The 9,380-nt window shown below is 75.3% G+C and carries 9 protein-coding genes and 1 pseudogene; 5 read left to right on the top strand and 5 right to left on the bottom strand.

Annotated features, from left to right (window positions below; genetic code table 11):
* Positions 1-667: pseudogene (locus Voc01_RS39295) on the bottom strand (hypothetical protein); the annotation flags it as partial.
* A 156-nt stretch (positions 668-823) separates the two neighbouring features.
* Here Voc01_RS39295 and Voc01_RS39290 point away from each other — a divergent pair.
* The 3 genes from Voc01_RS39290 to Voc01_RS39280 all read left to right on the top strand — a co-directional run bounded on the left by Voc01_RS39290 (position 824) and on the right by Voc01_RS39280 (position 2,810).
* Positions 824-1,684, top strand: coding sequence for an aldo/keto reductase (locus Voc01_RS39290; protein ID WP_203932781.1), 861 nt, complete (start codon positions 824-826; stop codon positions 1,682-1,684).
* A 42-nt stretch (positions 1,685-1,726) separates the two neighbouring features.
* A complete protein-coding gene (locus Voc01_RS39285; protein ID WP_203932780.1) occupies positions 1,727-2,470 on the top strand; it encodes a hypothetical protein in 744 nt (247 codons plus the stop codon).
* Positions 2,471-2,612: 142 nt separating this feature from the next.
* Positions 2,613-2,810 (top strand): hypothetical protein, encoded by a 198-nt coding sequence (locus tag Voc01_RS39280; protein ID WP_203932779.1) that lies wholly within the window; start codon positions 2,613-2,615, stop codon positions 2,808-2,810.
* Here Voc01_RS39280 and Voc01_RS39275 read toward each other — a convergent pair.
* From Voc01_RS39275 to Voc01_RS39260, 4 genes are read right to left on the bottom strand one after another with little or no spacing between them, the layout of a single operon-like run.
* Positions 2,794-3,288: a hypothetical protein gene (locus Voc01_RS39275; RefSeq protein WP_203932778.1), complete on the bottom strand. Its 495-nt coding sequence runs from the start codon at positions 3,286-3,288 to the stop codon at positions 2,794-2,796. The genes Voc01_RS39280 and Voc01_RS39275 overlap by 17 nt on opposite strands.
* Positions 3,285-3,776, bottom strand: a complete 492-nt coding sequence (locus tag Voc01_RS39270) for a hypothetical protein (protein ID WP_203932777.1) — start codon at positions 3,774-3,776, stop codon at positions 3,285-3,287. The genes Voc01_RS39275 and Voc01_RS39270 overlap by 4 nt, the downstream gene beginning before the upstream one ends.
* A 36-nt stretch (positions 3,777-3,812) precedes the next feature.
* On the bottom strand, positions 3,813-5,924 hold the full coding sequence (locus Voc01_RS39265) for a bifunctional copper resistance protein CopD/cytochrome c oxidase assembly protein (RefSeq protein WP_203932776.1): 2,112 nt from the start codon (positions 5,922-5,924) through the stop codon (positions 3,813-3,815).
* A gap of 6 nt (positions 5,925-5,930) precedes the next feature.
* Positions 5,931-7,124 carry an MFS transporter gene (locus Voc01_RS39260; RefSeq protein WP_203932775.1) on the bottom strand — a complete coding sequence of 398 codons (1,194 nt, stop codon included), beginning with the start codon at positions 7,122-7,124 and terminating at the stop codon, positions 5,931-5,933.
* Between the two features lie 210 nt (positions 7,125-7,334).
* Here Voc01_RS39260 and Voc01_RS39255 point away from each other — a divergent pair, with 210 nt between their 5' ends.
* The gene (locus Voc01_RS39255; protein ID WP_203932774.1) at positions 7,335-8,312 is read left to right on the top strand and encodes an LLM class F420-dependent oxidoreductase; all 978 of its coding nucleotides are present in this window, start codon (positions 7,335-7,337) and stop codon (positions 8,310-8,312) included.
* A gap of 56 nt (positions 8,313-8,368) precedes the next feature.
* Positions 8,369-9,328 carry a DnaJ C-terminal domain-containing protein gene (locus tag Voc01_RS54290; protein ID WP_275423803.1) on the top strand — a complete coding sequence of 320 codons (960 nt, stop codon included), beginning with the start codon at positions 8,369-8,371 and terminating at the stop codon, positions 9,326-9,328.
* The last annotated feature ends 52 nt before the right edge of the window (positions 9,329-9,380 follow it).

Genomic DNA, 9,380 nt, shown 5'->3' with positions numbered 1-9,380 from the left:
AGCAGTCGGTGTCGGGCTGGCTCAGGTCGACGACGCTCGGCGTGCCCGACTGGGTGAACCACTCGCGCGGGAACGGCTGCGCCGCGGTCTGGAACGTGGTGACCGCCCGCAGGCACGTGTCGCGGGCCGACCGCCACGCGGCCCGCGCGACCCGCTCCGCGTCGGTGCCGATCGTGGTGGCGATCCAGGCGGAGAACGTCACCTCCAGCCGCTGGTCGGCCTCGCGCACCGCCCGGTACTTGGCCGGCAGGTCGGCGTCGGCGAACTGCTTGCGGCGGGCGGCCTCGGCGGCGGTCTGCGCGTCGACCGTCGTCTGCAGACGGTCGCGCTCCGCGGTCACCGTGTCGTGACGACGGACGCCGACCGCGATCGACGTGCCGAGCGCCAGCACCGCGACCACGAGGAGCCCGGACAGGACGACCACCGCCGTGGACACCCGGCGCGGCGGCGGCCCGGGTGGCAGGGGTGGTGCCGACGCGGGTTGTGCCGACACCGGCCAGGCCTGTGCGGGGTCGGGCTGCCAGGCCTGTGCCCCGGTGGCCGGGTAGGCGTCGGGCTGCCAGGTCGGCGGGGGTGCCGCCGGCCCGTACTGACCGTAGGGCGCCTGCCCCGTGGGCTGGTGCGGGCCGGACGCCGGGCTGACCGGTGACGGGTACGACGGGTGCATGGGGATCTCCCTCGGGTCGGGATGAGCGAGACGGGTCGCCAGTCGGGGAACCGTCGCACGCGCACGCCGTCCGTCCGCCGTGAAATGGACACCGGCGGACAGCGACGGACGCACACCGGTGGCGGAGTGGCCCCGGGTTTGTCAGGGTTGCTTCCCATGAGGACACGTTCCATCGGTGGTGTGGCGGTCGGTGAGATCGGGCTCGGCGGGATGCCGATGTCGATCGAGGGCCGGCCCGACGAGCAGCGCTCGGTCCGCACCATCCACGCCGCGCTCGACGCCGGGGTCACGCTCATCGACACCGCCGACGCCTACCACCTGACCGCCAACGACGTCGGCCACAACGAGACGCTGATCGCGCGGGCGGTGGCGAGCTACGGCGGCGACACCTCGGAGGTGCTGATCGCCACGAAGGGCGGCCACCTCCGCCCGGGTGACGGCTCGTGGACCATCGACGGCCGTCCCGAGTACCTGAAGGAGGCCTGCGACGCCTCCCTCAAGCGGCTCGGCGTCGAGGCGATCGGCCTGTACCAGCACCACCGTCCCGACCCGGCCGTACCGTACGCCGACTCGATCGGCGCGATCCGCGACCTGCTCGACGCCGGCAAGATCCGCCTCGCCGGCATCTCGAACGCGAACCCGGACCAGATCCGGCAGGCGCACGAGATCCTCGGCGGACGGCTCGCCTCGGTGCAGAACCAGCTCTCGCCCGCGTTCCGCAGCTCGGAGCCGGAGCTCGACCTGTGCACCGAACTCGGCGTCGCGTTCCTGCCGTACTCGCCGCTCGGCGGCATTGCGCGGGCCGGCGAGCTCGGCGGCCGGTTCGGTGAGTTCGCCCGGGTCGCGGGGGAGCGCGGGGTCAGCCCGCAGCGGGTCTGCCTGGCGTGGCTGCTGGCGAAGGGACCGACGGTCGTCCCGATCCCGGGCGCGAGCCGCCCCGAGACGATCGTCGACTCGGCCGGCGCCGCCGACCTCACGCTGACCGCCGACGAGCTGGCGGCCCTCGACGCCGCCTGACCGCCCTGGTCGAACCCCGCGTCGAGCGGGCAGCATGGATGGATGGTGTATCCGGTCGTCGGGACGGGCTGGGAGGAGACCGGTCCGTCCGGGTACACGTACGGGGCCGTGCTCGTCCGCGGTGGGCCGTCCGAGGTGCTGGAGGCCCTGCGCGCGGTCCGGTTCTCGGGGTGGGTCGCGCCGCCCGACGAGCGCGGGTGGCTGGTCGCCGTCGCGGCCGCGGGTGCCGGCACCGTCGCGGCCGGGCGCCGCGGGGTCGTCGGCGTCGGGGAGTGGCTGGGTGACCGGTTCCCGGTGCTGGCCGTGCAGGTCGTCGACGACCGGCAGCTGGTGCTGGCCCTGTGGACCGACGGCGAGGAGCAGGGCCGCTACGTCAGCGACCCCTCGTGGGGCACCGACCGCGACGAGGGCGTTCTCGCCGACCCGGTCGGCACTGACGTGGCCGCCGGGCTCGCCGCGGCCTGCGGCCGCCCGGACGTCGCCGACGAGCTGGCCGACCTGCTCGCCGAGGAACTCGACGCCGAGAGCGTGATCGAGTCCGAGCGCCTGGTGAAGGTGCTGGACCTGCTCGACCTGCCGCGCTGGCTGGTCAACGCGTCGGCGCTGCCGCGCGACGTCCCCCTCGGTCCGCGCTCCCGCGAGCTGACCCGGCTCGGCGCCGGCCTGGCCGGCCCGGCCGGCCGCGTCCGCGGGTGGGCCGCCGACCTGGTGCGCCGCCGCCGTCCGCCGCCACCGGTGCTGGCCGACCCGCCGCGCACCGGCAGCCCCGACCCCTGGCTGTTCTAGACGCACCGACCGCGCGCTCCGAAGTCCCGGGTACGGACCGCGCGGGCGGCGCCCGGTTCCGGCGCATCGTGGGAGAGTCATGCCGGTTCAGGCCTGCATTTGTCTCCCGGAACCGTGACCGGCAGCGGCGCCGTTGATGATCGTGGAAGAACCGGTCGGCCAGGGCCGCCACTTTCTTCCACGATCAACTCCGCCCCCCGACACGCCACGTCCGAGGACCGGCCAACCTGGTCCGCCGGCCGACATCGTCAACGGGTTCGCGTTGGGCGCGGGCACGTCGACCAGCTACTTCGAGACGGGCGTGGAGATCATCATCGGCGGGGTCACGGCGCTGCGCTGACCTTCGCGTCCGGTGGCACCAGGTGCGCCGGAACCGCGAACACGGCGAGGAAGTACTCGGCGACCAGGCACGCGATGCCCTCGCCGCCGGTGAGCGCGGCGGTGACCCGGCCTGCCCGGATCGACAGTGTCGCACCGGTGTTCTGGCAGCCGGCCAGCACGAACGCGAACATCCGGCTGCCGGCGTGCCGCGCGACCGCGGCCCGCGCCGTGGCGACCACGTCGGGCGGGCCGCCGACGAACCGGTCGACGTCGTCGGGGCTTCGGACCTCAGCGGCGGCGGCGGTGCCGGCCGAGGACACCATCGCGAACGCGATGAGCGTCGTCGCTCCGGTGGACGCCGGCGGGCTCGCGTCGCTCGGGGACGCCCCCGGCGGGCTCGCGCCGGTGGACGCCGACCGCGCCGGGGTCGCCGTCACGTCGCCACCGGCGCCGCAGCCCGCGACCAGCGCCAGCAGGACGAGCACCGCGACCTTCACCCCTGCATGGTCGCAGGTGCGGTCCGCTCCCGGTGGCACCGGCGGAGGTCCTCGTGCAGCCGCGCGAACAGCGGGCGCCGGAACCGGAAGTCGATGCCGTCGGCGTACAGCGTCGAGTCGACGCGCGTGCCGTCGCGGGTCTCGAACCAGATCGTGCGACCGACCGGCACGCTGACCCGTCCGAGCCGGACCGTCGCGTCGCCGACGGTGATCCGGTCGAGGTCGCGCCACGCGACCACGCGCCGCGTCACCAGACCCCTGACCAGCACCCCGTGCGGCCCGGTGTAGACACCCATGACGGCCAGCCGCCAGCACAGCGCCACCCACGCGACGCCGACGACCAGGAGCAGGGGCGTGCCGGGGACGTGGAAGAGGTCCACGGTGGTGCGGTGGAGGAACGCGAGCGCCCCGAGTTCCCACCCCGCGACGACGAGGCGCGCCCTGGACGGGGCGTAGGGACGCACCCACCCCCGTGATCGCGTGTCCACCAACGGGAACGCTAGCAGCGGCGGACGACCCGCGGGTCAACTCGGGTCGCCGGCGGCGGCGTTGGCCCGGCGGAGGAAGTCGTTGTAGCGGGCCAGGTCGTCCTCCTCGCCGGTGGCCTCGGCGCGGTCGGCCGCCCGGTCGAGGCGGCGCTGCTCGCGCTCGTCGGCGCGGATCCAGCGGGCCACCAGCAGCGCGAGGATGACGACGGCCGGCGCCTCGCCGAACGCCCACGCGATGCCCGCCGCCAGGCGCTGGTCGGCGAGGAGGTCGACGGCCGGGTCGGTGTCGACCGACCGGTACCAGGGCTCGGCGATCACGGTGCGGGTCTGCAGGAGGATGACGCCGAGGAACGCGTGGAAGGCCATGCCGGCGAAGTGCAGCGCCACGAGGATCGGCGGGGCTATCGCGCGGCGGCCCGGGTCGACCCCGATGAGGACCCAGAAGAACAGGAACCCGGCCAGCACGAAGTGGGTCAGCATCGCCAGGTGGCCGAGATGGCTGCGCATCAGGGTGTCGAGCAGGTCGGTCAGGTACAGGCCGTACAGGCTCACCACGTAGATGCCCAGCGCCACCAGCGGGTGGGTCAGCGTCCGCGTGACGCGGCTGTGCAGCACGAGCAGCAGCCAGTCCCGGGCGCCGCGCACCTCCGGGTGGGGCGGCGGCCGGAGCGTGCGCAGCGCCAGCGTCACCGGCGCGCCGCCCACGAGGAGGATCGGCACCACCATGCCCAGCACCAGGTGCTGCACCATGTGGGCGCTGAACAGGACGTAGGCGTACCGGGCGCCGCCGCCGACGGTCGCGGCGGCCAGGACAGCGAGCCCCGCCAGCCAGCTCGCCGTGCGGACCGCCGGCCAGCGGTGCCCCGCCCGGCGCATCCGCCACACGCCGGTGAGGTACGCGGCCGCGCCGAACAGCACGAGGGTCAGGAAGAACGCGTCGAGCAGCGGCGGCCACACCAGGGAGCGTGCCGATATGGGACCGGGGGCAGCGAACCCGAGCAGGTCGGTGACCGGGTCGAACTCCCCCGACTCCTCCGGAACCGGGGGCGGGGTGCGGGACAGGGCCACCGCGACCCCCATCGTCCCGGCGAGCACCAGCACCTCGGCGGCGGCCCACCGCCGGAACGCTCCGCCGGTCCCGCCGGACAGGGCCGGAAGGGTACGCGCGCGGTGCACCGCGCCGACCAGCCCGACCACGACGAGCGCCGCCGTCTTCACGACCACGAGCAGCCCGTACCGCGACTGCCACAGCTGGTCGACGGCGCCGAGGCGCACGGCCGCGTTGGCCAGCCCGCTGACCGCGACGGCGGCCCAGCACAGCAGCGCGACCCGGCTGTACCCGCGGGCGGCGACGGCCAGCGTCCGGTCCGATCGCAGGGCGAACAACGCGCCCAGCCCGCCGACCCACACCGCGGCGGCGAGGATGTGCACGGCCAGGCTGGTGACCGCGAGCTGGTGGTTCCCGGCGCCGGCCGCGTGCCCGGTCAGCGCCGGTGGCAGCGCCGCGACGCACGCCACCACCGCGACGAGGCCGGCGCCCGTGCGGGTCAGCACGAGCCGGCACGCGACCGCGACGCCGGCCGCGAGAACGGCCTGCACCACCGCCGACCGGCCCTGCGGGATCGAGAAGGCGAGACTGCGGACGCCGGTGAGGGTGACGTCGGCGACCGGGCGGCCGAGCAGGTCGGACAGGGTGAGGACGAGGAGGGCCAGGCTCGCCACCGACCAGAGGGCGGCCCACCAGCAGGCGGCCCGCAGCAGCCGGTAGCCGGCGGCACCGAGCAGCTCCCCGCCGCCGGTGGCGGCTTGCGCGCCTTCCGCGCTGGCGGCTTGCGCGCCGGCCGCGGTGGTGGCGGCGGTGCCGGCGGTCGTGCCATCCGCGGTGGCGGCCTTCGACGCGGCCGGCGCGGGCGTTCCCGGTAGGAGGAACGCGGCGGTGACGCACCAGCCGATGGTCAGGACGGCCCCGAGGTCCACGACCGCCCGGGTCGCGGGCAGGCCCCAGGCGGTCAGCGGACCGGCGTCAGGCAGGCCGGCCAGCACCCGGCCGGTGACCGCGCCGCCCCAGGACGCGGCGACCACGAGGGCGGCGCCGAGGGCGGCCAGGGCGCCGGGGAGCAGCAGGGAGCGTCGCCGGAAAGGTGTCATCGCCTGTCATGGTCGGATCCGGGCGGCGGTTGGTTCCGGCGGTGTGGCGACCGGCACCGGCAGGACGGTGGCCACCGCGACGATCACGAGCCCGAACCCCACGACGACCGTGCCGAGACCCCCACCGAGACCCCCACCGAGACCTCCGCCGGACGAACCCGTTCCGGTGAGGGCGCCGACCGCGACGGGCCCGGCCAGCAGCCCGGTGTAGCCGGCGGCGCCGACCCGCGCGATGGCGGAGCCGTCCCGGCCGTGGGCGCCCGCGAGGGAGAACACCGTCGGCAGCACCGGCCCGACCGCCACGCCGACGGCGTACAGCACGACCAGCGCCGCCGCCGGACCCGGCACCGACGGCACGACAGCGAACGCCGCCGCCGTGGCGAGCCCGCAGCCGGCCAGCGCCCGCCGGGACCCGTGCGCGCCACGGATCCGGTCGGTGACCAGCCGGCCGGTGAGCAGCCCGCACTGGAACACCGGATAGCCGAGCGCGGCGACCGCGTGGGAGGCGCCGAGGTCGTGCCGCAGGAGCATCCCGCTCCAGTCGGCGACGCTGCACTCCACGACGAAGGCGGCGAACGCGGCGGCGCACAGCAGGTACACCGCCGGCGTGGGCCGGTGGTACCGGCCGGTGGGCGCGGCGGTGCCGTCGGGTCCCGGCAGCCGGGACAGCGTCACGGGTCCCGGCCGCCGCCGGGACAGCGCCACCGTGACCGGCAGCGCGGCCAGCGCCACCGGGCCGACGCTCCAGCCGAACCCGACGCCGAGGTGGCCGGCACCGGCCGCCAGCAGACCACCCGCCACCGCACCGGTGCCCCACGCCGCTTGCATGCCACCCAGCAGCGGCCGGCCGGCGGCCCGTTCCAGCCCGGCGCCCTGGCGGTTCACGGCGATCTCGAGGGCACCGAACGCGGCGCCGAACACCGCGGTCGCGGCGAACAGGGCCCACCGGTCCGGCGCCGCGGCGACCATGGACAGGGCCAGCGCCGACGCCGGTGCGGCCGCTCTCAGCGTCACCGCGCTGTCCACGCCCTTGACGACGAGCGCCGCGAGCGCGGCGCTGAGCGCCCACACGAACAACGCGGCGCTGAGCCCGGCGGGGGACAGGTCGAACCGGTCGACCAGGGCCGGGAACCGCGCGGTGAACGTGCCGCACAGCAGGCCGGCGACCCCGAACGTCGCCGTCACCTCGAACCGTCTCACGCGATCGTCTCCGCCCTGTGGGAAGCCCGGCGATCGTCACACGGTGCCGGGGGCCCGGAACGCCGCCGTGACGGGAGCGCACCGATCGGGCGACCGTGGACCCCGGGGTTGTGGAGGTTCGGCCGGGCCGGCGTGATGAACGACCGAACCGGTTTGAGGTGACCGCGCCGGGGCAGGAGGGCGTCGTTCGCTGACGAGGGGGATGGTGTCGTGGTCGGGTTCGGGTACACGTTGATGACCGAGCAGAGCGGGCCGAAGGAGCTCGTGCGGTACGCGGTGCGGGCAGAGGAGCTCGGGTTCGACTTCGAGGTCTGCAGCGACCACTACTCGCCGTGGCTCACCGAGCAGGGCCACGCCCCGTACGCGTGGACCGTGCTGGGCGCCGTGGCGCACGCGACCTCGCGGGTCGAGCTGGCCACGTACGTCACCTGCCCGATCCAGCGCTACCACCCGGCGGTCGTCGCGCAGAAGGCGGCGACGCTGCAGGTGCTGTCCGACGGTCGGTTCATCCTGGGCCTCGGCAGCGGCGAGAACCTCAACGAGCACGTCACCGGCGAGGGCTGGCCGCCGGTCGCGCAGCGGCAGGACATGCTTGAGGAGGCCGTGAAGATCATCCGGGAGCTGCACACCGGCGAACTGGTGACCTGGGAGGGCGAGTACTTCCGGGTCGACTCGGCGCGGGTCTGGGACGCACCGGAGGGCGGCGTGCCGATCGGGCTGGCGGTCTCCGGCGAGCACTCGGTCGAGCGGTTCGCCCCGCTCGGCGACCACCTCATCGCGGTCGAGCCCGACGGGGAGCTCGTTCAGGGGTGGACGAAGGCCCGCCCGGCCGGGTTGGCCCGCGCCATCGGTCAGATCCCGATCTGCTGGGCGCCGGACAGGCAGCAGGCGGTCGACCTGGCGCACGAGCAGTTCCGCTGGTTCGGCGGCGGCTGGGCCGTCAACGCCGACCTGCCCACGCCGGCCGGCTTCGACGCGGCCAGCCAGTTCGTGCGCAAGGACGACGTCGCCGGCTCGATCGCGTGCGGCCCGGACCTCGACGAGCTCGCCGAGAGCGTCCGGCCGTACTGGGAGGCCGGTTTCACCGACGTGGCGCTGGTGCAGGTCGGCGACGCCCTGCAGGAGGAGTTCCTCGACAAGGCGGCCGGGCCGCTGCTGGAGAAGCTCCGGGCGCTCGCCAAGAGTTGAGTGGTTCGCACTCAACTTTTGGGAATGCCGGCGGCGCTCCGGGCGTCATGTCATCCGTGGCGACGACGACAAGCGACTACTACCGGGTGCTGGGCGTCGACCGGTCGGCCGACCGGGAGGAGCTCCAGCGCGCCTACCGGAAGCTGGCCCGCCGGTTCCATCCCGATGTCAGCGACGAACCCGACGCCGAGGACCGCTTCAAGGAGATCACCGAGGCGTACGAGGTGCTCTCGGACCCGGCGAAGCGCGCCCGCTACGACCGGTTCGGCGAGGCGTGGCGCCGGGTCCCCGACGATCACGACGGACCGGCACCGGGCGCCGGCGACGGCCCGGACCTCAGCGGCGTGAACCTGGAGGACCTGCTCGGCGACCTCTTCGGAGGCTCCGGCTCCGGAGGCTCCGGCTTCGGTGGCGGCTTCGGTGGCGGCGGCTTCGGTCCGGGCGGCTTCAGCCCGGGCGGGTTCGGCGCGCCGACGTCCGCGCCCGGCGTGGACGTCGAGGCCGAGATCGAGATCCCGGTCGACGACGCCTACGCGGGTGGGCGCCGCCGCATCACGCTGCAGACCCCGACCGGCCCGCGCACCATCACGGTGACGGTGCCGGCGGGGGTCGTCCAGGGGCAGCGCATCCGGCTGGCCGGCCACGGCGTCCCCGGCTTCGGCGGCGGACCGCCCGGCGACCTCTACCTGCGGGTCCGGCTCGCCCCGCACCCCCGCTACCGCGTCGACGGCCGCGACCTCGCCATCGACCTGCGGGTGGCCCCGTGGGAGGCGGCGCTCGGCGCCACCGTGCCGCTCGACACCCCGGGCGGACGGGTCGAGGTGAAGGTCCCCGCCGGCTCGTCGTCGGGCCTGCGGCTGCGGCTGCGGGGGCGCGGCATGCCGAACCCCCGCGGCAGCGCGGGCGACCTCTTCGCGGACGTGAAGGTCGTGGTGCCGGACCGGCCCACCGACGCCGAGCGGGACCTGTGGCGCCAGCTCGCCGAGGTCTCGACACTCGACCCACGCGGCCAGTAGCGCTTTGTCAGGTGGTCGACCGGCCGCGCCGACACGAGCGCCGATCTTGCAC

Source organism: Virgisporangium ochraceum (assembly GCF_016863655.1).
GTDB lineage: Bacteria > Actinomycetota > Actinomycetes > Mycobacteriales > Micromonosporaceae > Virgisporangium > Virgisporangium ochraceum.
This window is presented reverse-complemented; position numbering and strand designations above follow the sequence as displayed.